Here is a 22,989-nt window from a genome sequence, read left to right on the forward strand (position 1 = left end):
TCGGGATCAATCAAGCCGCACAGGCGTGGAGATAGGGGCGCAGCGCCTGGACGGTGCCGTCGCGCAGGAGCGCGTCCGTGTGCGTGGAAATCCGGCCGTCGCGCACGGCTTCGTACTGGCGCGGCAGGTACTGGCTGAGCAGGGTCAGCGGCGGCGGTGTGGCGTCGAGGCGGGCCAGCATCGTTTGGCAGGCTTCGCGCACGGCGGGGTGGGCCCAGTAGTAGCGGATGCGGTCGCTCAAGGAGTAGGCGAGGTCGACGTCCAGCCGCGCCGGGTCCTGGTAGTAGCCGCGCCAGTGCTCAGGCTCGGCGCGCATCACGCCCAGCACGGTGTCGACAAGGCCGTCGCCTTCGCCAACCCATTCGCGCTCGACGGCGGCGAGCGCCCACAGCGTCTCGCGCAGAGCGAAGGTCACGCCGGGGCCCACCTTGAGGATGGCGAAGTGGTCGCGGGCCAGCTGGGCCAGGCGCTCGGGCGTCTGGTAGTCGGTGGAGTGGGCTTCGAAAACCAGGCCGGGCTGGCCCTCGATGAATGCACTCAGGGACCGCGCCTTCTCCGGGCGGTAGTCGATGACCTTGTGGTGATCGAACTCCACGCCGGGCTGCACGACCATGGCGATGACGCGCTCCCAGGCCGACTCCAGGCCGGCGCGCTGGAAGGCGACGTGGTGCAGTTCCAGCGTGGAGGCGGCGGCGTCGGGCGAGGTGACGGCCAGCTCGCCGAGGTCTTCATGCGCGCCACCGGGCACGGGCACTTCGGTACCGATGACGTAGACCGGGGGCTCGCTGCGCTGAGGGGCCTGCAGCCAGGCCATCTCGGCCGCTCGGCACAGACGCACGGCGCGGGCGGCGATCTCCAGCTCGGGCAGGGGCACCGGGTCGCCTGCGCAGCTCATCGAGCAGTCGAGATGGATCTTGCGAAAGCCCGCGACCACGTACTGCGCCACCATGACCTCGGCCTTGGCCATGGCGGCCTCGGCCGGCAGTTTGCGCCAGGCGTTGGGCCCCAGGTGGTCGCCGCCCAGCAGCAGCAGCTCGGGTGCCAGGCCTTCATTGGCGGCCAGGTCCTTGACGAAGCGGCGGAAGTCCAGCGGCGTCATGCCGGTGTAGCCGCCGTCCTGGTTGACCTGGTTGGATGTGGCTTCGATGAGGGCCGGCCGGCCCTGCGCGGCACATTCGCGCAGCGTGGCGGCGATGACGACGGGATGGGCGGAACAGACCGAGGGAATGCCAATGGCGACATCACCTTTGGCCGCTCGCTTGTGGCGGCGCACGAGGTCGAGCATGAGCTTCATGCGGCGTCTCCTTGAACGGGTTGGGAAGAGGAAGAGGGCGTCTCGGGTTGCAGGGCCAGCAGCAGCGCGGCCAGCAGGGCCAGTGCCACGCCCAGCAACTTGCTGCCGCTGGGCGTGGCGCCGCTGAGGGCCATGGACAGCACGGCCGTCAGCAGCGGCGCGCCGGCATTGACGAGGGGCGACACGACCATGGCCTTGCCGTAGCGGAAGGCGTAGACGAGGGTCAGCGCGCCGACGGCATTCAGAACCTGAGTCACGGCAGCCAGGCCCGGGCCCTGCCAGCCCCAGGTGATGGGTTGGGAAAAGTCGGTCATCGCCAGCGCCACCGGCACGCAGGCGAGGGCGCCCACAGTCATGTAGAAGAAGATGCTTTCGGCGCTGCTGCCGGCGTTGGCCAGCTTGATGAAATAGGCCTGCAGGCCCCAGGCCGCCAGCACGACGAGGGCCAGCAGAAACCACAGGCCGACGGTCTGACCCGCTTGCCCGCCCTGGCCGAACTGCAGGTCGAACAGCGGCAGCGAGCACAGCGCCAACGCGATCCCCGCCACGCCCAGGCGCCCGGTGCGCTCGCCCAACAGGCCAAACGACAGCGCGATCGTCAGCGCCGGCGACAGCGACACGATGGGGAAAATCAGATAAGCGGGCCCCGACTGCACCGCGCGGAACAGCAGCATCTGGCCGCCCGCGCCCAGCAGGCCCACGGTCAGACCCAGCACGACGGAGCGGCGGTCGCGCTCGATGCGCCAGCCGGCGCGGGCCAGCACGAAGAGGGCGGGCGGGATCATGGTCAGCGCCCAGACGACGTAGATCAGTGTGTCGGGGAAACCGTGCTCGGACGGCAGGCCGGCGAAGGCGCCCCACACACCCCAGAGCAGGGTCGTGACGAGGGCATGGAAGAGCCAGTTGCTCTGCATGGGCAGCATCTTTCGGGTTGCGCAAGCCAACGGCGTCGGCTTTCGTGTGAAAGCATAAACGAACGAAAACGAAAACACAACGACGAAAACACCTTCGTATGTCAAATTTCGATGGCCACCTCGAATTCCCCGTATAGATTGACTGGAGTCGGTGTTGTCAGCCGGGAGGAAGCCTTTCGTGGCATGATTCATCGAAAGTATTCGGTATCAGTGAAAACCATATACGAAATCAAACGAAAGAATTCGTTGACTTGCGTCAAGCCGGTTCGGGGCACCTCTCGGGGCCGGCACACCGCACCGGGGGAGAGCTGCCCCGGCATCCACAAGCAGATGACATGGCGCTGCCCTGACGGCAGCCCCGACACAAAAAAGGAACCGTTTGATGAGTCCTCGACTGCAACCCCGTTTCGCGCTGCACCCGCTCGCGCTGGCTGGCCTGATGGCCTTGGCGACCGCCGGTGCGGCCACCCCTGCCTTCGCCCTGGAGGCCGCCAAGACCGACAAGGACGTCACCGAGCTGGACCGCGTCGAAGTGACCGGCACCCGCGCCAGCCTGCAGAAGTCCCTGGCCCTGAAGCGCAATGCCGCCGGCGTGCAGGACAGCATCAGCGCGACCGAGCTGGGCCGCTTCCCCGACAACAACGTGGCCGACTCGTTGAGCCACATCACCGGCGTGTCCATCTCCCGCACGGCGGGTGGCGAAGGCCAGAAGGTCAGCATCCGCGGCCTCGGCCCCGAGTACACGATCACGACCTTCAACAACCGCCTGCTGGGCACCGACAGCGCCGGCCGCTACTTCGCCTACGACGTGCTGCCCGCGGACGTCATCAGCGGCGCCGACGTCATCAAGTCCACCCAGGCCTCGCTGATGGAAGGCGCGATCGGTGGCCTGGTCAATCTGCGCTCGGCCAGCCCCTTCGACCAGAAGGGCCAGCGTGGCCTGCTGCGCGTGGAGGCCGACCGCAACCAGATGAGCAGCCTGAACGGCCAGAAGCTCTCGGGCACCTACAGCAACACCTTCGGCGACACCCTGGGCGTGCTGCTCGGCGTGGTCTACGCCAACCGCGACGTGCGCACCGACACGGCCGGCAACGACGGCGGCTGGAGCCGCAACCCCGCGCCCAACAAGCCCGAGCTGTTCTGGCCCTGGGGCAACACCTGGGGCGGCAACATCGACCCCAACGGCAACGGCCAGCTGGACCTGAACGAGGAGGGCCTGATCGGGCCGGGCCAGTTCCGCTTCGGCACCATCATGGAACACAAGAAGCGCCTGGCGCTGTCGGGCAAGGTGGAGTGGCGGCCAAGCAGCGACCTCAAGGTCGTCGTCGACGGCTTCAAGACGCGGCTGAACTCGCCGCAGGTCGGCTACCAGATGTCGTTCTACCCACTGTATGCGCCGGGCCGCTGGTCCAACATGCAGATCACCAACGGCGTGGTCACCGACCTGACGCTGGCCAACCCGGCCGCGGACATGCGCCTCAACCCTGAGCTGCTGAACAAGACCGAGTACCGCGTCGTCGACACGGCGATGTATGGCGCCAACGCTGAATGGAAGCTCTCGCCCACGCTGAAGGCGACCGGCGACATCTACGAGTCCACCTCCAGGCGCCACTCCGGCGGCAACGACAGTTATGTCGTGCTGCGCATGAACCAGCCCAATGTCACCCGCATCCAGCTGACCGGCTCGGCCGTGCCCGACGTGAAGACCACCTTCGCCGACGGCCGCGACCTGCAGACCGGCCTGGCGCAAGGTCTGTTCACCGCCAAGGACTTCAACACACACTACTTCAGCCTGGCCGGCGACAACATCGACGACCGCATCAACGGCGCCAGCGGCAACCTCGAATGGAAGCTGGACCGCTTCTACATCGACCAGTTGAAGTTCGGCCTCAGCCAGACCAACCGCAAGAAGTCGCGCGACCTCATCAACAACGCGTTCACCGCGGGTGACGGCCACTACTCCGGCGCCAACGCCATCAACGTCGGCGCGCTGGGCGGCAACGTCATCAACCAGACGTTGAGCCCGTCCGGCTTCCTCGACGGTGTCAGCGGCAACTTCCCGCGCAGCTTCCTGGGCTTCGACATCAACAACTACCTGCAGGCGCTCAAGAGCTATGACGGCAAGCCCCGCCCGGGCGGCGGCGTCTACGACTTCAGCAAGGCCGCCCCGGCCTGGAACCCGCTGGAGAGCTACCGCGTGACCGAGAAGACGACGACGGCCTTCGTGCAGGCTGACCTGTCGGGCGACGGCTGGAACGCGGACGCCGGCGTGCGCTTCGTCAAGACCAAGACTACCTCCCAGGCCTGGGACGCCAAGATCGTCGACATCATCGAGAACGGTCCCTGGAACTACACGGCCGTCTACGCGCCGCCGTCGGTTGTGCAGCAGGAGTCCAGCTACAACTTCGCACTGCCTTCGGTCAACTTCACCTGGCTGATCACCCACGAACTGCAGCTGCGCCTGGGCGCGGCCAAGACCATGGCGCGTCCGTCGGTGGACAAGCTGGCGCCGACCAGCACGACCAACAGCATCTCCTGGGGCGACTTCACCCAGCTCTTCGGCGGCAACGCCGAGCTCAAGCCCTACAGCGCCCGCCAGGCCGATGCGTCGCTGGAGTGGTACTACGCCAAGGACTCGGCGCTGAGCTTCGCCGTCTACCAGAAGAACATCAAGAACCAGATCACCAGCGAGTGGCTGACGGGCCAGAACATCGGCGCACCGGGCGGGCGGCTGTTCAATGTCAGCCGACCCATCAACGGCGACAAGGCCACCGCGCGTGGCTTCGAGATCGGCCTGCAGCATCTGTTCGACAACGGGTTCGGCGTGCGCGCCCAGTACACCCGCAACAAGTCGCGCAGCTGGGTGGGCGGCGAGGAGCGCGCGCTGGAAGGCATCGCGCCGGCCACGTCGTCGGTCGGCGTGCTGTACGAGAAGGGCCCGTGGAGCCTGAGTGCCACGGCCGACCACACCGACGCCTTCGTCACCGCCACCAACGTGCTGGGCGCCGGCTTCAATGAGCGCGCCAAGGCCGTGACCTGGCTGACGGCGCAGGCCGCCTATGAGGTCAACAAGTGGCTGCGCATCAGCATCGAAGGCAGCAACCTGACCGATGCGACGCAGGAGTACACGCTGGGCAACGACAGCGTGAAACTGCCGCAGGGCTATTACCGCTACGGCCGCTCGTTCACTCTCGGCGCCAGCATCAAGTTCTGATGACTTCTCTTGTCTCCTCCGTTGCCGCCCTGCTTGCCGGGGCGGCCTTTTTGCCCGCCGTGGCTGCCCAGTCCAGCTACACGATGGCCGACTACGGTCGCGTGGCGAAGGTCGACGTCCACCTGCACCTGCACAGCCCATCGCCGACCTTCATGGAGGCGGCGCGGCGCCAGAAGTTCAAGGTACTGACGATCAACGTCGACTACCCGGACTTCCCGCCGCTGGACGAGCAGCAGCGGGTGGCCATCGCGCTGAAGCAGCAATTCCCGAAGGACGTGGCCTGGGCGGCGAGCTTCCCGGTGGACGGCTCCGACAAGCCCGAGTGGCTGCCGGCCACGCGCCAGCGCATCGCGGCTGCAATGAAGTCCGGCGCCGTCGGCGTGAAGGTCTGGAAGAACATCGGCATGAGCCTGTGCGGCGCCGACGAGAGCCTCGTAATGATCGACGACGCCCGCTTCGCCCCGTTGTTCGAGGACTTCTCGAAGCAGGGCATTCCGTTGCTGGGCCATCAGGGCGAGCCGCACAACTGCTGGCTGCCGCTGGAGCAGATGACGGTCAACAATGACCGCGAATACTTCAAGGCCCACCCGCAGTACCACATGGCCCTGCACCCCGAGATGCCGAGCTGGGAGGCCCAGATGGCCGCACGCGACCGCATGGTGGCGGCCCACCCGGACCTGCGCTTCGTCGGCGTGCATCTGGCCTCGCTGGAGCGGGACGTGGATGAGCTGGCCGCCTTCCTCGATCGCTTCCCCAACGCCGTCGTCGATGTGGCCGCGCGCATCGGTCAGCTGCAATACCAAAGCCAGCAGGACCGCGAGCGCGTGCGTCGCTTCTTCATCAAGTACCAGGACCGCGTCATGTACGGCAGCGACATGTCACAGGCGCCCGAGCAGGATGGAGCGACGCTGGGCCAAGAGGCGGAAGGCGTGTGGCGCATGCACTGGCGCTACTTCAACACGGCCGACAGCTTCAAGGTGGCCGACCTTGACCAGCCGGTGAAGGGTCTGGCGCTGCCCAGGGCGGTGGTGGACAAGCTCTATCGCAAGAATGCCGAGCGGACCTTCCCCGGCGCCTGGAGCGGCAAGCGATGACGGCTCGGCGGGCGTTTCTCCAATGGCTGGGCGCGGCGCCGCTGGCGACCCAGCTGCCGCTCGCGCGGGCGCAAGGCCGCGGCCATGTGCGGCTGCAGGACTCCGTGCTGTCGCTGCAGTTCGACGGTCAGATGCGCTGCCGCATTGTCAGCCTGGCTGGCCGGCAGCCCGTGGAGCTGACCGGCTTCGACGCCAGCGAGCATGTCGTCGTCCGGGGCCGCGAGGTCACGCGCTTTGCCTTGCAGCAGGCCGAGCCCGGCGAGGCCTCGACTGCCTTCGGTGCTGGCCAGCGGCTACGCCTTGTCGGCCGATCCGCCGAGGGCCTGGAGAAGCGGCTCACGGTGACGCTGCTGGACGAGTACCCCGGCGTCGCGCTGCTGGAGGTGCTCTACGTCAACACCGGCGGCAAGCCCGTTGTCATCGACGCCTGGGTCAATGCCGCCCATCGTCTGGTCGCCGCACCGCGCCATGCCGGTGGGTACTGGACTTACTCCGGCGCCAGCCACGCCGACCGCCGCGACTGGGTGCAGCCCGTCAGGCGCGGCTTCGAGCAGCGCAATTTCATGGGTATGAACGCGTCGGACTACGGCGGCGGCACGCCCGTCGTCGACGTCTGGCGTCGTGAGGTTGGTCTGGCCGTCGGGCATCTGGCAAAGCATCCGTGGCTCGTCGCGCTGCCCGTGAAGGCCAGCGGCGATCAGGTGGACGTCTCCCTGCGCGGAGATGCACCACAGACGCTGGCAGCCGGCGAGTCGTTGACGACGCCACCCACTTTCCTCGCTGTGCACCGTGGCGACTTCTTCGTGCCGCTGGACCGCTACCGCCGCCTGATGGCAGCCCAGGGCATGGCCGCGCCCCAGCCGCCGCAGAGCGCCTACGAGGCGCAGTGGTGCGCGTGGGGCTACGAGCGTGACTTCTCGCTGGACTATGTGCGCGCCACGTTGCCCAAGGTGCAGGAGTTGGGCTTCAAGTGGGCCGTGCTGGACGACGGCTGGCAGGTCAAGACCGGCGACTGGACACCCGACCGCGCCAAGTTCCCGCGCGGCGAGGACGACATGAAGGCCCTGGTCGGCGACATCCACGCCCGCGGCATGAAGGCGCGGTTGTGGATCGCGCCGCTGGCCGTCGCGCCCGGCAGCGATGAACTGCACGACCACACTGACCTGCTGCTGCTGGACAAGGACGGCGCGGTGCAGAACGTGACGTGGTGGAACGCGTTCTACCTGTGCCCGGCCTATGCCAAGACGCAGCAGCGACTCGCCGCTACGGTGAAGAAGATCATCGGCGACTGGGGCTTCGACGGCCTCAAGGTCGACGGCCAGCACCTCAACGGCGTGGCGCCCTGCTTCAACCCGGCGCACAAGCATGCGCGGCCGGAGGATGCGGTGGAGAAGCTGGCGGACTTTTACAAGGTCATGCACGCCTCGGCCCACGCGGCCAACCCGGAAGCGGTGGTTGAGGTCTGCCCCTGCGGCACCGGCTATGCCTTCCACAACATGCCCTTCATGGATCAGGCGCCGGCGTCGGACCCGCTGTCCAGCTGGCAGGTGCGCCACAAGGGCAAGACGCTGAAGGCGCTGATGGGCCCGTGGGCCGCCTATGCCGGCGACCATGTGGAGCTGAGCACCGGCGGGCAGGACTTCGCCTCCAGCGTCGGCATCGGCGCCGTCGTGGCCAGCAAGTTCACCTGGCCGGTGGACCCCAAGCCCAAGGATTCCTTTTTGCTGACGCCCGAGCGCGAGCAGCATTGGCGCCAGTGGGTGGACGTCTACAACCGCCAACGTCTGGCCGAGGGGCGCTACCGCGGCGAGCTGTACGACCTCGGCTTCGACAAGCCCGAGGTCCATGTCGTCGAGCAGGGCGGGGCGCTGCACTACGCGTTCTATGCCGAGCGCTGGGACGGCCCGGTCACGCTGCGCGGCCTTGGTGCCGGGCGCTGGACGCTGCGCGACGTTCTGAGCGGCCAGGCCCTGGGCACGGTCAGTGCCGACGAGCCGATGCTGCCGCTGCGCTTCACGCACAGCTTGTTGATCGAGGCGCGCCCCGAAGCGACCGACGCGATGCCGGTTGCCCTTGCGGGCCGCGTGAAGCAGCTCGGCGCCGACGGCTTCCCGCTCGCATCGCAATGGGCCGAGGCGCCCGCCACCTTCTTCCGGCACGATTGGCAGGGCAAGGCCCTCGCCGGCCCGCAGTCCACCCGCGTCCAGCTGTTGCGCGGTGCGGACCAGCTCCATCTACGCTTCATCTGCAAGTACGAGGCGCTGACCACCTTCGACCGAGCAGCCTCCGCGACCGACATCTGGCCGCTGTGGGAGCGCGACGTCGTCGAGGTCTTCCTGCAGGCGCCGGACCGCGCGGGGCTGAAGAGCTACCGCGAGGTGGAGGTGGCGCCCAACGGCCTGCTGCTGGAGATCGCCGTGGAGGCCTCGGGCAAGAGACGCGTCGTCGGCGAGAGCCGCGCCCGCACCCAGGTTGATGCCAGGCAAAAAGTCTGGACGGCCGAGCTGACCGTGCCGATGCGCGGTGCCGAGGAGGGCTGGCGGCTCAACCTCTTCCGTGTCGAGGGCCAGGGCAAGGACCGCGTCTATTCGGCATGGAGCCCGACCCGCACCGCCGCGCCCGACTTCCACATCCCGGCCGTCTTTGGCCGCCTGCTGCCCGCGTCATGAAGCTGATCGCAGTCACCCTGGCGCTCGCCGCGCTGTCGGCCCAGGCTCAGCACTCGCTCGCGCCCACCGGCCGCTGGCAGCATCAGCCGGTCGGCTCGGCGCCGACGCCGCCCATGGGCTGGTCGAGCTGGAATGCCTTCCGCGTCGACATCACCGAGCAGAAGGTGCTGGCCTCGGCCCAGGTCATCGTCGACGCAGGCCTGGCCGCGGCCGGTTATCGCAGCATCAACATCGACGACGGCTGGTGGCTGAAGCGCCGCACCAGCGATGGCCGACTGCAGGTACGCACCGGCCTGTTCCCCAGCGCGGCCACGGCGGGCGACTCGTCGCTGCGCCCCTTCACCGACCGCATCCACGCCATGGGCCTGAAGGCCGGTCTCTACACGGACATCGGCCGCAACGCCTGTTCCCAGGCCTACGACGCCGACAGTCCCAACCTGCCCGAGGGCACGCTTGCCGAGCGCGAGGTGGGGCTGATGGGCCATGTGCGCCAGGACCTCGCGCTGTTCTTCGGCGAGTGGAACTTCGACTACCTGAAGGTGGACGGCTGCGGCCTGTCTTCCTATGGCCGCGACCGCCCCCATGTCGCCTCGGGGCAGTACCGCGAGTACAAGCCCACCATCGTCGAAGGCAATGTCAACCAGTCCGATGCCGAGGGCACGAGAAAGCTCTACGCCGGGGTGAAGCAGGCCCTGCACGAGGTGAGGCCGCGCGGCGACTTCGTGCTGTCGGTCTGTCTGTGGGGCACGGTGAACGTGAGGAGCTGGGGCCAGGACGCCGGCACGATGTGGCGCACCAGCCGCGACATTGCCAACACCTTCTCGCAGATGGTGCACAACTTCGACACCGTCGCCACGCGCGAGTTCTATGCCGGCCCCGGGCGCTGGAACGACCCCGACATGCTGGAGATCGGCAACGGCGAATTCGACGGCAGCCATCTGCTCGAGGCCCGCACCCACATGGGCCTTTGGGCCATCGCCGCGGCGCCGCTGATGATCGGCACCGACCTGTCCAAGGCGTCGCCCGCTCTCATCGACATCCTGAAGGCGCCCGAGGTCGTGGCCATCAACCAGGATCCCGCCGGCCATCAAGGCGTTCTCGCCTATGCCGACAGCGACCGGCAGATCATCGTCAAGACCTTGGCCGACGGTCGCAAGGCCGTATTGCTGTTCAACCGCACCGAGGCGCCCGCCAGGTTCACGCTGACTGCCGAGCATTTGAAGATGGACGCGACAGCGCCGATCGCGCTGCGCGACGCCTGGGCGCGTGCCGATGCGGGCACGTTCACCGGCCAGCGCCAGTTCCAACTGCAGCCGCGCGAGGCGCTGCTGTTCACCGCTACCGGCCAGCACCTGCTGCCACGCGGCTACTACGTCTCCGAGCGACCCGGCGGCGTCTACGTCGCGCGCGACGGCATCCGCGCGCTGGAGCAGGACCCCATCGGCTACCGCGCTCTGGCGTCGTGGTCCACCACCGACAACGGCGGCACCCGCCCGGCCTATGCCGGCTGGGGCGCGCCGCGCGCCGACTCGACGCCCTACGACCAGGGCTTGAGCGTGCAGCGCCAGCCTTTGCGCCGCGGCATCGGCGCGCTGGCCGACTCCCGCCTGCAGGTGCAGGTGGCACCCGGCGCGCAGCGCTTCGTGGCGCTCGTCGGTGTGGACGACTCGACGCGAGGCAAGACCGCCGCCGTCAGCTTCGAGGTCTGGGGCGACGGACGCCGCCTCGCCAGCACTGCACCCATGAAGTTCAACCAGCCGGCGCGCGAACTCAGCGCCGACCTGCGCGGCGTGAAGCTGATCGAGCTGATCGCGCGTCAGCACGGGGCGGATACCGCCGGCCCCGTTGTCGTGACCTGGGGTGAAGCTCGCATCGAGTAGCACCGCCCCGTCAAACCATCCCGTCCTCAATCCCCTGAAGGCACCCCAGGCCGGTGCCCGGGCGCGCTCGCCTGCGCGTTTTCCCAGGCGCACGGAGACTCCGGAAATGAAGCGTTTAAAGACCCTGCTGGCCGCGCTGGCCCTCGCCACCGCCGCGCCCTTCGCCTCGGCCATCGAGATCATCGTGCCAGCGTATTTCTATCCGTCGTGGATGCCTTCGCTGAACGAATGGCATCAACTGAGCTGGGCGGCCAGCCAGGGCGCGAAGTTGACGGCCATCATGAATCCGGGCAACGGCCCCGGCACCGCGTCCAACAGCGACTACGTCGCCGCCGTCAACGAGCTTCGCGCGGCGGGAGGCCGGGTGATCGGCTACGTCTACACCTGCTACGGCGTCAACCACTGCACGCCCGAGGTGCCGCCCACGCGCGCGACGAGCGAGGTGCTGGCCGATGCGCAGAAGTACGCGAACTGGTATGGCGTGGACGGCGTCTTTCTCGACGAGATGGCCACGCAGGCGGGCGTGCTGCCGTTCTACCAGACCGTCAGCAACACCCTGCGTGCGGCCTACCCTGGCTGGGAGATCGTCGGCAACCCGGGCGTGGCGCCAGCCGCCGGCTACACGGCGGTGGCCAACACGCTGATGAGCTTCGAGGGGGCGTATGACGCCTTCGTCAGCGGCTCCTTCCTGAGCGGGCTGACGAACGCCGCCGCCGCCGGCGCCATCGTGCACGGTGTGGCGACAGTGGAGCAGATGCAGCAGGTGATGGGACTGGCCAGGCAGTACGGCCTGGGCGCCATCTACGTCACCGATGGAACGATGGCCAGCGGCAACCCCTATCTGCACCTGCCCAGCTACTGGGCCGCGGAGGTGGCCGCCGCTGCGGCCGTGCCGGAACCCGGGCAGGCCGTTCTGCTGGCCGGCGGGCTTGCGCTGCTGCTCGCGCTGAGGCGCCGCCAAGCCGACCAGCCCTTCGTTCAAGTCGACCCGTTCCAGCAACGCTGAGCCCGAAGGTTCGGCCGCGCAGGGTTTGGTGCCAACGTCGATGCCACTCGGAGCGACCTCTTAGCGAAATACCTGATCTCTTTCCCCGGCGCGGCGATGGTGGTGCCAGACGACGAGTTGGAGGCGGTGGGCCGCGACGCGCATGCCGTGATCGAGCAGGCCAAGGCGGCCGGCGTCTATGTCTTCGCCGGCGGTATGGACGAGGGCGTGCCGCCGGTGGGGGTGTCGGCCGACGGCGCGGTCGCCCAGAGCGGCTACCCATGGGCAGCGCCGCTGAACGGTGGGTTCACGGTGCTCGAACTGCCGTCGCACGAAGAGGCCGTCGCCCGGGCTGCGCGCCTGGCGGCGGCCTGCCGCTGTGATCAGGAACTGCGGGTCTTCGGACTCGACCCGCGGGCCTGAGCGCAGAGAGGGAGGGGCGCCACTCCTCCCCTCGGATCAGGCCGCCAGCGCGGCGGCCCGCGCCGGCACTTCGGCGTAGTGGCTCAGCTGCATCGTGAACTGCGCGCGGCCTGAGCTGATGGCGCGTAGATGGCTGATGTAGCCGAACATCTGCGCCAGCGGCACATGGGCCGTCACGACAGTGGCGTTGCCGCGTGCGTCCTGGCCCTGCACCTGGCCACGCCGGCGCAGCAGGTCGCCGATGACGTCTCCGAGGTCCTCGCCCGGCGTGGTGACCTCGACGGCCATCACCGGCTCCAGCACCATGGGCGCCGCCTTCAGCACGGCTTCGCGCAGTGCGGCCGCCGCGGCCAGCTCGAAGGCCAGCGCCGACGAGTCGCGCACGTGAGCGCTGCCGTCCACCAGCACAGCCTCGAAGTCCACCAGCGGGTGGCCCGCGAACGGGCCCGACCTGGCCGCGCGGCGGATGCCCGCCTCGACCGCCGGGATGAACTCGCGCGGGATGGCGCCGCCCACCACGGTGCTCGTGAAGCGGATGCCTTCGCCTCGCGCCGCGGGCGTCACGCGCAGCGTCAGCTCGGCGAACTGGCCGGGGCCGCCGCTCTGCTTGCGGTGCAGGTGCTGCACCTCGGCCGCCTGCGCGATGGTCTCGCGGTAGGCGACCTGCGGGCGGCCCACCTGCACCTCCACGCCGAAGCGCGAACGCAGCTTTTCCACGGCAACCTCCAGCTGCAGCTCGCCCATGCCGGACAGCAGCGTCTGGCCCGAATCGGCATCTTGCCGCAGGCGCAGCGACGGGTCCTCGCGAACGAGCACGCCCAGACCCTTGGCCAGGGCCGTGGCGCCTTCCTGGTGGCGCGCCTCGATGGCCACGTCGATGACAGCCTCGGGCACGGCGATGCTTTCCAGCACCGGTGCGTGCTTGTCCGACGCCAGGGTGTGGCCGGTCAGCACGTCCTTCAGGCCGACGACGCCCGCGATGTCGCCCGCGACGAGCTCGTCGCGCTCGACGCGGCGGTCCGCGTGGATCTCGTACAGGCGCGACACGCGCTCGGCCTTGCCGGTGCTGGCGTTCCAGAGCGTGTCGCCACGCTTCAGAGAGCCGCTGTAGACGCGCACGAACACCAGGGCGCCGTGGTCGTCGGCGGTCAGCTTGAAGGCGAGTGCCGACAGCGGGCTGTGCAGGGGCGCAGCGCCGGGCGCCTCACCGGGCGCGGGCAGGTAGGCCACGACGGCGTCCAGCAGCGGCTCCACGCCGCGGTTGCGGAAGGCCGAGCCGGCCAGCACAGGCACGATTTCATTGGCGACGGTGGCGGCGCGCAGGCCGGCACGCAGCGCGTCGACCGACGGGCTTTCGCCGCGCAGCCAGGCCTCCAGCAGCGCGTCGTCGCGTTCGACAACGGCTTCGACCAGACGCGCGCGAGCGGCCTGGGCCGCGGCCAGCAGCTCGGCGGGGATCTCGGTCACGCGCGGCGGCGCCTTGGCGTCGTCGCGGTCCCAGACCAGCGTGCGCATGGCCAGCAGGTCCACCACGCCGCGGAACTCGGCCTCGGCACCGATGGGCAGCTGCAGCGGCAGCACGCGCGCGCCCAGGCGCTCCTGCATCATCGAGACGACGCGGGAGAAGTCGGCGCCGGTGCGGTCCAGCTTGTTGACGAAGGCAATGCGCGGAACGCGGTACTCGTCCGCGAGGCGCCAGTTGGTCTCGGTCTGGGGCTCCACGCCGGCCACGCCGTCGAATACGACGACGGCACCGTCGAGCACGCGCAGCGAGCGCCTGACCTCGAGGTTGAAGTCGATGTGCCCGGGCGTGTCGATCAGGTTGATCTGCGTGCCCTGCCAGTGCACGGTGGTGGCCGCGCTGTGGATGGTGATGCCGCGCGCGCGTTCCTGGGGGTCGAAGTCCATGACGGTGTTGCCGTCGTTGATGTCGCCGATGCGATGGTTCTCGCCCGTGTAGAACAGGATGCGTTCGGTGGTGGTGGTCTTGCCGGCGTCGACGTGGGCGATGACGCCGATGTTGCGTAGTTGGCGGAAGGTGTTCGAGTTCATGGTGGTTCCTGATTCGGGAGACTGTTGCCAGCCCCGGGTGGAACCACGGGGCTAGCGCGAAGGCAGGACGCCGAAGCGCGCACGCGACAGGCAGGGCCGAGCCGCGCTCCGGCGCTCGGGAATCGTGGCGATCAGCTTGTCGAAGGTGCGGGCGAACATGGTCGAACTCGAAAAAACGAAACCCCGGGAGGAACGAGCCTGCCGGGGTTGGGTGGACCGGAAGGCGGGCGCCTTCCGAACACGGTCGAAGGGCGCATCAGTGGTTGAGGCGGGCTTGGGTCGTGTGATTGAGCTTCATGATGGGCGTGATTGTGAGCCGGTCAGGATTCTGGGGTGCCGTGTGGGGATTTCAAGCCCGCTGCGGCGTGGCGGCCAGTTGCGCCGTCGTCGCGTTGCGATAGGGCGCGCAGAGCTGCTCGACATAGGCCTGGTGCTGGGGCAGGCCGGCCACGACGCGCGAGACCTTGGTCTGGATGTCGCCGAGGAAGTTGCTCAGCTCCTGCGGGCCCATCAGGTCGGCCACCGGGTGGTAGTGCTCGGGGGTGATGCCCTGGCCCATCATGACCTGCACCCAGGAGTTCTCGGCAAAGAGCTCGTCGCTGGGGCGGAAGACACGGCCTGTTTCGCGGAACAGGTCGATGCGGTGGCGCAGCGTGGCGGGGATGTCCATCTCGCGCACGTGCTTCCAAAGGCCTGAGTCGGTGCGGGCGTTGACGTGGTAGTGCAGCACGATGAAGTCGCGGATGTGCTCCAGCTCGCGCTTGGACTGCAGGTTGAACTCGTCGATGTCGCCCTGGCTGATGCCGCCGGCCGGGAACAGCTGCATGAGCCGGATGGCCGAGCGCTGGATGAGGTGGATGCTGGTGGACTCCAGCGGCTCGACGAAGCCGCTGGCCAGACCCACGGCGACGCAGTTGCGCTCCCAGACCTTGTGGCGCTGGCCCGGCGTGAACTTGATGACGCGCGGCTGGATGAGAAGCTCGCCCTCGACGTTCTTCTTCAGCACCTCGGGCGCATCGGCGTCTGAGAGCTCCTTGCTGCTGTAGACCAGGCCGTTGCCGACGCGGTTCTGCAGCGGGATGCGCCACTGCCAGCCGAAGGGGTGGGCGATGGAGCGCGTGTAGGGCCAGGCCTCGCGGACCGGGGCGGTTTGCACCGCCACGGCGCGGTCACAGGGCAGCCAGTAGGACCAGTCCTCGTAGCCCACGCCCAGGGTCTCGCCCAGCAGCAGGGAGCGAAAACCGGTGCAGTCGATGAAGAGGTCGCCGTCGATGCGCGTGCCGTCCTGCATCTGCAGGGCGGTGATGTCGCCGTCCTTCCCCTGCGGGCCGTCCATCAGCACGGCGGCGATCTTGCCCTCGATGCGCTGCACGCCGTGGGCCTCGCTCATCGCGCGCAGGAACCTGGCGTAGCGGCCGGCGTCCAGGTGGTAGGCGTAGTTCAGGCCGTTGCGCGGCACGTGGGCGAAGCGGTTGGCGAAGGCGGCCACCGTTTCGGGGTTGTAGTCGGTGTAGGTCCTGGCGATGCCTTCGGCGCGGCCCTTGAGCCAGAAGTGCTGGAAGCCGGCGCTCCAGTGGTCGTTTCCCGTCGTGCCGAAGGAGTGGAAGTAGTCCTCGCCGATGTCCTTCCAGCCTTCGAAGCCGATGCCCAGCTTGAAGGTGGCATTGGTGGCGGCCATGAACTCGGCCTCGTTGATGCCGAGCAGGTTGTGGAAGGTGTGCAGGGCCGGGATGGTGGCCTCGCCGACGCCGACGGTGCCGATCTCCTCGGACTCGACCAGCTTGATGTCCAGGCGCTTGCCGAGCAGCTTGCTCATCAGCGCGGCCATCATCCAGCCGGCGGTGCCGCCGCCGGCGATGACGACGCGGTTGAAGGGCTTCATGGAGGTGTTCATCGCTTGAGTTGGGTCAGGAGTTGCGCGCGGGCCTGGCGCGACAGGGTGTCGTCGATGGGACCGAGCAGGCCGCGGGCGGCCTCGGGGATGTGGGCCCAGGTGGTGTCGTCGGCATCGAAGACGAAGTGCTGGAAGTGGTGCTGCCAGACGCGCCGCTCTTTCTCTGGCAGGTCGCGCAGCGTCATCAGCGCCAGCCGCAGGGTGGCCAGCGGCGAGTCGACGTAGTCGGGTGTCTGCCGCCACCAGGCGTTGATGAGCAGATTGACCGGCGCCAGGCCTTCGACGTGGTGGAACCACATGCTGGGGATGAAGAGGGCGTCGCCGGGCTCCATCTCCACCGTCTCGCCAGCTTCCAGCGCCTGGGCGAAGCGCGGAAAGCGCTCGAAGTCGGGCGCAGCGAAATCGACGAGGCTGACGGGCTGCCCGGCCGGCGTCGGGTCGAGCGGGCCGACGTAGAGGTTGTGGATCTGCTCGGGCGGGAAGAGGGTGAAGCGGCGGCGGCCGGCGGCCACGACGGCCAGGTTGTCGGGCAGGTCGTAGTGGGCGGCGATGCGGGTGCGGTTGCCCAGCCACAGGCTGACGAGGGCGTCGCGCGCGCCCAGGCCCAGCACGTTGGCATCGAGGAACTCGGGCATCACGGCTTCCACGGTGGTGGAGCCGACGTAGAGCGCCGGTGGTTCGGGGTTCTGGGCCACACCCAGCAGGCCGGCGAGCACCTGGTCCAGCGTGGCGGCGTAGCGGTTGAAGTTGAAGCTGCTGAGCGTCTCGTCGGCGTAGAAGACCCGGCCGCGGGCCTCGGGGGCGAGCTGGAAGAGGCCGACGCGCACGCCGTTGTAGAGGCCCATCAGGTAGCGGGCCAGGGCCTCGTCGGATTGGCGGGCGGCCTGTACCACCGGCCAGTGCGCAAAGCCGCCCCGCATGACGTAGGGACGCTCGGCCATCAGCAGCTCGGTGGGGAGTGCGTTGGGGTCGAAGGACCCGGTCCAGGCGGGTACTGCGCGCATGACAGGATCAGCGGCGAGAGGCGCGTTCGAGCAAGACAGGCAGTTGAGCCAGCGAGGCGATCTGCATGTAGATCGGCAGCAGATGTCCCTCGCGCGCCAGCGCCTCCAGCGTGGCGCCGGGCAGGGCGGCCAGCCGCTCCTCGTTGATGGTGAAGAGGCCGGTCAGCCGGGCCTGCTCGCCGCCGGGGGTCTCGATGTCGATGACGAAGGGCTCCAGCAGCTGGTAGCGGGTCAGCGCCTCGATGAAGACGGGCAGCTGCTGGGCCTGGGCGTGCAGATGCTCCATCAGCTGCACGACGTGGTCGAGGTGGTCGCTGAAGCCGCCGTGCGGCATGAAGAGGGCGATGCCGATCTCGCCCTGCTCCGGCCGCACGATGCGCGGGCTGTCCATGTCGATGTGCAGCTGCAGGCTGTCGTCGGCGGCGCGGCCAATCATGAAGGGATCGCGCTGCAGGGCCATGGGCACGACGGGAGCATCCCAGCCGGCGGCGGTCAGGAAAAGGTTCTGGCCTTCCTCCAGGCCGAACAGGGCCACGGGCTGGAAGCCCACGTCGCCTTCCACCAGCTGGAAGACGATGGGGAAGTGGGCCTGCAGCTGGCGGAACTCGGCCGGCAGGGCCAGCACCGACTGGCGGGCGTCGCCCAGGGCGGCGGAGCGCTCGGTGTGGATGCGCAGGTGGCGGTGGGTGACGTTGTCGAGCAGGGCGGGTTTCATGTCTCGGTATTTCTAATGTGGTCGACGAGGCTGCGGTGACCGGGCAGGCCGGGCACGAGGCGGCGCGCCTGCCGGGCGGCTTCGTCGAAGCAGGCCTGGGCGGCCTGCAGTTTGGCGGCGGAGAGAGGTTGCACGTCAGGGCGGAAACCCATGCCGTACAGCACGTACTGGTAGCTGGCCGAGGGGAAGACCTCGTCGATGCGGCCGAAGTCGTGCCGCGCCGGTGCGCGCAGCCGCCACTGCGGCAGCAGCTCGCGCAGGCGCTCGGGCCAGGTGGCGGGGGCGCGGTGTGCGCGCCAGTAGTCGCTGTCATCGCGGCTGCTGAGCGCGTAGTGCAGCTTCAGGAAGTCGATGACGCGGGCCCAGCGGTAGCTGAAATCGTCGTTGAAGCGGTGGGCGACGGCGTCCATGCTTGCGCGCGCCAAGGGCAGCTCGTCGCACAGGCGTTGGGCCGACAGCTCCACCATGGCCAGGGCCGAGGCCTCCAGCGGTTCGATGAAGCCCGAGGACAGGCCGATGGCGACGCAGTTGCGCACCCAGAACTTCTGGCGGTAGCCGGGGTCGTAGCGGATGACACGCGGCGCCGGGCGCTCGGCGGGAGCGCCGGTGGCATCGAGATAGGCCTGCAGTGCGGCCCGGGCTTCGTCCTCGCTGGCGTGGGCGCGCGAGAACACGCAGCCGACGCCGCGCCGTTCGGGCAGGCCGATGTCCCAGATCCAGCCCTTGGCCCAGGCGGTGGCGATGGTGACCGGCGCCAGCGGCGCGTCGGGCGTGGCATAGGGCACCTGCACGGGCAGGGCCGCGTCGTTGAACAGCACCTCGCGCTCGCTCTTCAGCGGCACCTCGAAATGCTGACCGATGAGGCGGGCGGCGAGGCCGGAGCAGTCGATGAAGAGGTCGGCGCGGAGTGCGCCGTGTTCGCGGGTCTGCAGGGCGGCGATGTCGCCGTTTTCGTGCGAGAGCACGTCATCGACATGGTCGATGACGTGGTGGACGCCGAGCTTCTGGATGGCGTGCTCGCGCAGCATCTGGCCGAACAGGCCGGCGTCGAAGTGGTAGGCGTAGTTGGCGACGGCACCGAAGTCGGGTGTCTGCACCTGCCTGGGCGCGCGGCCGGCTTCGCAGACCTGGATCGAGGGGCTGACGAGGTCGGCAAAGGGACGGCCGGGCTGGGTGGCCAGCCAGGCCTGGACCAGATCGGCATCGCCGTAGCCGACCGGCAGCATGAAGGGGTGGTAGTAGCGGTCGCCCTCGGCACCGGCCTGGCCGCGAGCCCAGCCGTCGAAGCGCGAGCCCTGCTTGAAGCTGACCTGGCAGCGGCGGATGAACTCGGGTTCCGAGAGGCCGATGCGGCGCAGGGTGTCGCGCATGGACGGCCAGGTGCCCTCACCCACGCCGATGGTGGGGACGTCGCTGGATTCGATGAGGGTGATCTTCAGATCGCCGTGTTCAGCTGCCAGCAAGCCGGCCACCAGCCAACCCGCTGAGCCCCCGCCCAGCACCACCACTTCGCGCAGTCTGTCGTTCACGATCCGGTTCCCAGAAACAAAAAGGGCCGCTCGCGCGGCCTCGCCAAACGGCGAACAAGGACGGTGCCCCAGAGCGCAAGCACCGCCGAACCAGACTTTGCCTCACAAGGGGAAGCCGGAGAGTCCCGACTTCCCCCGAGGCTTCCCGCTCATGCCGCGCCGCTTGCGGGCGGCGCGGCCTTCGCCGGGCGTCGGACAGGCCGCAGGGCCTGTCCTTGGTCCCGGCTCAGAACTTGTAGCGCGCGCCGATCATGATGCGACGGCCCAGCTGGGTGACGGCCCCGATCTGGTTCTCGTTGCGCAGATGCGTGCGGGTGTACTCGTCCGTCAGGTTGATGGCCTCGAACTGGAAGCGCAGATTGCGGTTGAAGTTGTAGCCCAGGCTCAGGTCGAGCTGGCCGAAGGGCTCCACGAACAGGGGTTGCGCGCCCTCCGCGCCGCCGAAGTTGGCCGCGAGGAACTTGCCGCGCCAGTTGTAGGCCAGACGTGCCGTGTAGGTCTCGTTCTCGTAGAAGCCCACCAGGTTGCCCGAGTTGCCCAGGCCGACCAGCACGTCGGTCTGCGCACCCGCCTTGTTGACGTCATAGGTCAGGTTGGAGCGCACCTTGGTGAAGTTGGCCGACACGCCGAAGCCGCTGTTGCCGAAGATGTGCTGCGCGTTCAGCTCGATGCCGTTGAGCTTGCTGGTGCGCTGGTTGTTCTGATAGGTGCCCATCTGGAACACCAGCAGCGGATCACCCGGTTGGCCGGTGATGATCTTGTTCGCAGCGTCGACGCCCGGCTGGCCGGCGAAGTTGGCGAAGATGTAGTCGCGGATGCAACCCGAGTCGTTGCCTGCGCACTTGCCGACCTGGATGGCCTTCTGGTAGTACGCGCCGCCGATCGGGGTGGTGATGCCGGGAATGGTCTGCGGTGTGACGACGGCTTCGTTGTAGTCCTTGATGGACTTGCGGAAGTAGCTCGCAGCGATGTAGCTGCTCTTGGCGTAGTAGTGCTCGGCCGAGAAGTCGAGGTTGGTGGACTGCAGCGGCTTCAGGTCGGGGTTGCCCACGGCGCCCTGGCCGCCGTCGATGCGGGCCAGGCCGTTGAGGGTGCGGCCGCCCTGGATGGCGTTCCAGCCCGGACGACCGATGGTCTTGCCGAAGCTGGCGCGCAGCTTGGTGTCGCTGGTGACGTCGGCGCTCCAGTCGATGGAGGGCAGGGCATAGCCGTACTTGCCGTCACGCGAGGCGTTCGTCGTGCCGTTGAAGGTGATGGGGATCTCGTTGGCGGACACCCAGCGCACGGCCGAGGGGACAGACTCGACGCTCGGCGAATGCACCTTGGTGCGCTCGTAGCGCAGGCCGGCGGACAGGTCCATCGGCACGCCCATCTCCCAGGAGAGGTTGTACTGGCCGAAGAGGGCTTGCGACTTCTCCGTGGTCCGGTAGTCGTCCGTGTAGTTGAACGAGGCCTTCAGCAACGCGTCGGAACCCAGGGCCTTGATGGCCGCGGCGCGCAGGTCTTCGAAGTTGAAGTAGAAGAAGTTGTTGAACAGGCGCGGATCGCCCGAGCCGGGGATGCGGCCGAAGTACTTGCTGATGGAGTCGGCGTGCCAGATGTCGTCCGGCATGGCGGCGGGGCCGCCCGCGGCGCCGGCGCCCCAGGTGTCGCGCTGCACGTTGGCGAAGGCCGAACGGTTCTTGACCTCGGTCAGCGAGAGGCCGAAGTCCAGGCTGCTGTCGCCGTCGATCTTCCAGTTGCCCTTGGTCTGCAGCTGGCTGACCTGGTTCTTCTGGTAGCTGTTGCCGAAGACCGAGCCCTGCAGTTCCTGCAGCTTGGGATCGAGGGCGCCGCCCTTGATCATCAGCACCGGGAACTTGTTGCTGAAGTCGACCGAGGTGTCGCCACGGTTCATCGAGGCGGTGGCCAGCGTGACGCTGGTGCCCAGCGGATCGTTGGCGCCCGAGGTGGCCGTGGAGTGGTGGGCGTCGAGGTCGAAGCTCAGCGCGTCGGTGGCCTTCCACTTCAGGTTCAGGCCGATCTGCTGGTTCTTGTTCTTGGTGTTGATGCGCGACGCGCCCATGGCGACGTCGGAGCCGGTCATGTGCTCGCCGTAGATGATGGGCGAGGAGGGCGAGCCGGTCTGGTATTCGCCGAACTGGCCGCCGTAGTTGAACCAGGCGGAGATGTCGTTGCGGCGCTGGCGGAACTTCTGCTCCGACATGACGAAGTCCAGCGTGGCCAGCAGGTCCTTGGTCGGCTTGAGCTGCATCACCAGCTGGCCGTTCAGGCGCTCGCGGTGCACGCCGGTGAACGAGTAGTTCAGGTTCTGCGGCACGCTGTAGATGGAGCCGGCGGCCGGGCGGTTCTTGATGTCGCCCGACGAGGCCGGGGGCAGGCCACCCCAGGCGGCATGCGAGCCGCCCCAGTCGTTGTCGACGATGCCGTCGAAGGTCTTCCAGCCGCTGCTGATGTTGGCCTGCGAGTAGCCCGAGTCGCGCACCTGGTAGGTGCCCATCAGCGAGATGCCGAAGGTGCCGTCGGCACTGGCGGTGCTGTAGATGCCGCTCAGCTCGGGCGTGGCGTTCTTGCCCTGTTCCTCGCCGGGCAGGCGGCGGGCGGACTGGTCGCTGACCAGCTTGACGCCGACCTGGGCGACGGTTTCCTTGGTGTCCAGCGGGCGCGGGGTGCGGACGTTGATGGTGGCGCCCATGCCGCCCGTGGGGCTGCTGGCGCGGCTGGTCTTGTAGACCTCCAGGGCCGCGACACCGTCGGCCGCGAGGTTGGAGAAGTCGAAGGAGCGCGAGCTCGGCGCGCTGCCGTCGAGGCTGGCGCCGGGCATCTGGCGGCCGTTGAGCAGCACCAGGTTGAAGTCCGGGCCCATGCCGCGCACGGTGATGCGGGTGCCTTCGCCGTTGGCGCGATCGATGGACACGCCGGAGATGCGGCTCAGCGATTCAGCCAGGTTGGTGTCGGGGAACTTGCCGATGTCCTCGGCCACGATGCCGTCCACCAGGCCCGACGAGGAGCGCTTCAGGTTGACCGAGGTTTCCAGGGCCTTGCGGATGCCGGTCACGATGACCGTTTCCAGCTGGGTCGTGCTGGCCAGCGCCTGCGGCACCGAAGTGGCGGGGGTCGGGCCGCCGTTGGGGCCCTGTGCGGGGCCTTGGCCGGGGCCGCCTTGGGCCAGCGCGGCGGCACCGGCGAACAGCAGGCCGCTGGCGGTGGCCAGCGTCGTGAGGCGAAGGGCAGGACGAGGCTGTCTCATTCACTTGTCTCCAGAGTTGTGATCTTGTCGAGTGATGCTCGATGACGAGCTGAAAGCGCTTTCAAGCATATG

The 22,989-nt window shown here is 68.4% G+C and carries 14 protein-coding genes; 6 read left to right on the plus strand and 8 right to left on the minus strand.

All coding sequences use genetic code 11. From position 1 onward, the window contains the following. Positions 1 to 10 precede the first annotated feature (10 nt). Together AC07VX_RS13380 and AC07VX_RS13385 are read right to left on the minus strand one after the other, a co-directional pair. Entirely contained in the window at positions 11 to 1,294 is a 1,284-nt protein-coding gene (locus AC07VX_RS13380) for a D-tagatose-bisphosphate aldolase, class II, non-catalytic subunit (protein WP_493165213.1), read from the minus strand. Next, on the minus strand, positions 1,291 to 2,208 hold the full coding sequence (locus tag AC07VX_RS13385) for an EamA family transporter (protein ID WP_493165214.1): 918 nt from the start codon (positions 2,206 to 2,208) through the stop codon (positions 1,291 to 1,293). Before AC07VX_RS13385 ends, AC07VX_RS13380 begins: the two co-directional genes overlap by 4 nt. Positions 2,209 to 2,590: 382 nt before the next feature. Here AC07VX_RS13385 and AC07VX_RS13390 point away from each other — a divergent pair, with 382 nt between their 5' ends. The 6 genes from AC07VX_RS13390 (at position 2,591) to AC07VX_RS13415 (ending at position 12,473) form a co-directional block, all read left to right on the plus strand. Next, positions 2,591 to 5,422 (plus strand): TonB-dependent receptor, encoded by a 2,832-nt coding sequence (locus tag AC07VX_RS13390; RefSeq protein ID WP_493165215.1) that lies wholly within the window; start codon positions 2,591 to 2,593, stop codon positions 5,420 to 5,422. Beyond that, positions 5,422 to 6,516: an amidohydrolase family protein gene (locus tag AC07VX_RS13395; RefSeq protein WP_493165216.1), complete on the plus strand. Its 1,095-nt coding sequence runs from the start codon at positions 5,422 to 5,424 to the stop codon at positions 6,514 to 6,516. Before AC07VX_RS13390 ends, AC07VX_RS13395 begins: the two co-directional genes overlap by 1 nt. After that, positions 6,513 to 9,185, plus strand: a complete 2,673-nt coding sequence (locus tag AC07VX_RS13400; protein ID WP_493165217.1) for an alpha-galactosidase — start codon at positions 6,513 to 6,515, stop codon at positions 9,183 to 9,185. Before AC07VX_RS13395 ends, AC07VX_RS13400 begins: the two co-directional genes overlap by 4 nt. Further along, on the plus strand, positions 9,182 to 11,065 hold the full coding sequence (locus AC07VX_RS13405; protein ID WP_493165218.1) for an NPCBM/NEW2 domain-containing protein: 1,884 nt from the start codon (positions 9,182 to 9,184) through the stop codon (positions 11,063 to 11,065). Before AC07VX_RS13400 ends, AC07VX_RS13405 begins: the two co-directional genes overlap by 4 nt. Before the next feature lie 106 nt (positions 11,066 to 11,171). Then, complete coding sequence (locus tag AC07VX_RS13410) at positions 11,172 to 12,071, plus strand: spherulation-specific family 4 protein (protein ID WP_493165219.1); 900 nt, start codon at positions 11,172 to 11,174, stop codon at positions 12,069 to 12,071. Positions 12,072 to 12,167: 96 nt separating this feature from the next. Then, entirely contained in the window at positions 12,168 to 12,473 is a 306-nt protein-coding gene (locus AC07VX_RS13415) for a YciI family protein (RefSeq protein ID WP_493165220.1), read from the plus strand. A gap of 36 nt (positions 12,474 to 12,509) precedes the next feature. Here AC07VX_RS13415 and fusA read toward each other — a convergent pair whose 3' ends face one another. From fusA to AC07VX_RS13445, 6 genes are all read right to left on the minus strand, one after another. Continuing rightward, positions 12,510 to 14,525: an elongation factor G gene (gene fusA / locus AC07VX_RS13420; RefSeq protein ID WP_493165221.1), complete on the minus strand. Its 2,016-nt coding sequence runs from the start codon at positions 14,523 to 14,525 to the stop codon at positions 12,510 to 12,512. A 349-nt stretch (positions 14,526 to 14,874) separates the two neighbouring features. Continuing rightward, positions 14,875 to 16,419: a tryptophan halogenase family protein gene (locus AC07VX_RS13425; RefSeq protein WP_493165222.1), complete on the minus strand. Its 1,545-nt coding sequence runs from the start codon at positions 16,417 to 16,419 to the stop codon at positions 14,875 to 14,877. Beyond that, on the minus strand, positions 16,416 to 17,423 hold the full coding sequence (locus AC07VX_RS13430; protein WP_493165223.1) for a cupin-like domain-containing protein: 1,008 nt from the start codon (positions 17,421 to 17,423) through the stop codon (positions 16,416 to 16,418). The genes AC07VX_RS13425 and AC07VX_RS13430 overlap by 4 nt, the downstream gene beginning before the upstream one ends. A gap of 7 nt (positions 17,424 to 17,430) precedes the next feature. Continuing rightward, positions 17,431 to 18,138, minus strand: coding sequence for a SapC family protein (locus tag AC07VX_RS13435; protein ID WP_493165224.1), 708 nt, complete (start codon positions 18,136 to 18,138; stop codon positions 17,431 to 17,433). Then, complete coding sequence (locus tag AC07VX_RS13440; RefSeq protein ID WP_493165225.1) at positions 18,135 to 19,667, minus strand: tryptophan halogenase family protein; 1,533 nt, start codon at positions 19,665 to 19,667, stop codon at positions 18,135 to 18,137. The genes AC07VX_RS13435 and AC07VX_RS13440 overlap by 4 nt, the downstream gene beginning before the upstream one ends. Before the next feature lie 226 nt (positions 19,668 to 19,893). Further along, a complete protein-coding gene (locus tag AC07VX_RS13445) occupies positions 19,894 to 22,917 on the minus strand; it encodes a TonB-dependent receptor (RefSeq protein WP_493165226.1) in 3,024 nt (1,007 codons plus the stop codon). Positions 22,918 to 22,989: the final 72 nt, after the last annotated feature.

Source organism: Roseateles sp. GW821-FHT03B02, from assembly GCF_059421025.1.

Bases quoted from the DNA above. Each gene is read 5' to 3' on its own strand.
- AC07VX_RS13380 (WP_493165213.1), bottom strand. From the start codon at position 1,294: ATGAAGCTCATGCTCGACCTCGTGCGCCGCCACAAGCGAGCGGCCAAA.
- AC07VX_RS13385 (WP_493165214.1), bottom strand. From the start codon at position 2,208: ATGCAGAGCAACTGGCTCTTCCATGCCCTCGTCACGACCCTGCTCTGG.
- AC07VX_RS13390 (WP_493165215.1), top strand. From the start codon at position 2,591: ATGAGTCCTCGACTGCAACCCCGTTTCGCGCTGCACCCGCTCGCGCTG.
- AC07VX_RS13395 (WP_493165216.1), top strand. From the start codon at position 5,422: ATGACTTCTCTTGTCTCCTCCGTTGCCGCCCTGCTTGCCGGGGCGGCC.
- AC07VX_RS13400 (WP_493165217.1), top strand. From the start codon at position 6,513: ATGACGGCTCGGCGGGCGTTTCTCCAATGGCTGGGCGCGGCGCCGCTG.
- AC07VX_RS13405 (WP_493165218.1), top strand. From the start codon at position 9,182: ATGAAGCTGATCGCAGTCACCCTGGCGCTCGCCGCGCTGTCGGCCCAG.
- AC07VX_RS13410 (WP_493165219.1), top strand. From the start codon at position 11,172: ATGAAGCGTTTAAAGACCCTGCTGGCCGCGCTGGCCCTCGCCACCGCC.
- AC07VX_RS13415 (WP_493165220.1), top strand. From the start codon at position 12,168: ATGGTGGTGCCAGACGACGAGTTGGAGGCGGTGGGCCGCGACGCGCAT.
- fusA (WP_493165221.1), bottom strand. From the start codon at position 14,525: ATGAACTCGAACACCTTCCGCCAACTACGCAACATCGGCGTCATCGCC.
- AC07VX_RS13425 (WP_493165222.1), bottom strand. From the start codon at position 16,419: ATGAACACCTCCATGAAGCCCTTCAACCGCGTCGTCATCGCCGGCGGC.
- AC07VX_RS13430 (WP_493165223.1), bottom strand. From the start codon at position 17,423: ATGCGCGCAGTACCCGCCTGGACCGGGTCCTTCGACCCCAACGCACTC.
- AC07VX_RS13435 (WP_493165224.1), bottom strand. From the start codon at position 18,138: ATGAAACCCGCCCTGCTCGACAACGTCACCCACCGCCACCTGCGCATC.
- AC07VX_RS13445 (WP_493165226.1), bottom strand. From the start codon at position 22,917: ATGAGACAGCCTCGTCCTGCCCTTCGCCTCACGACGCTGGCCACCGCC.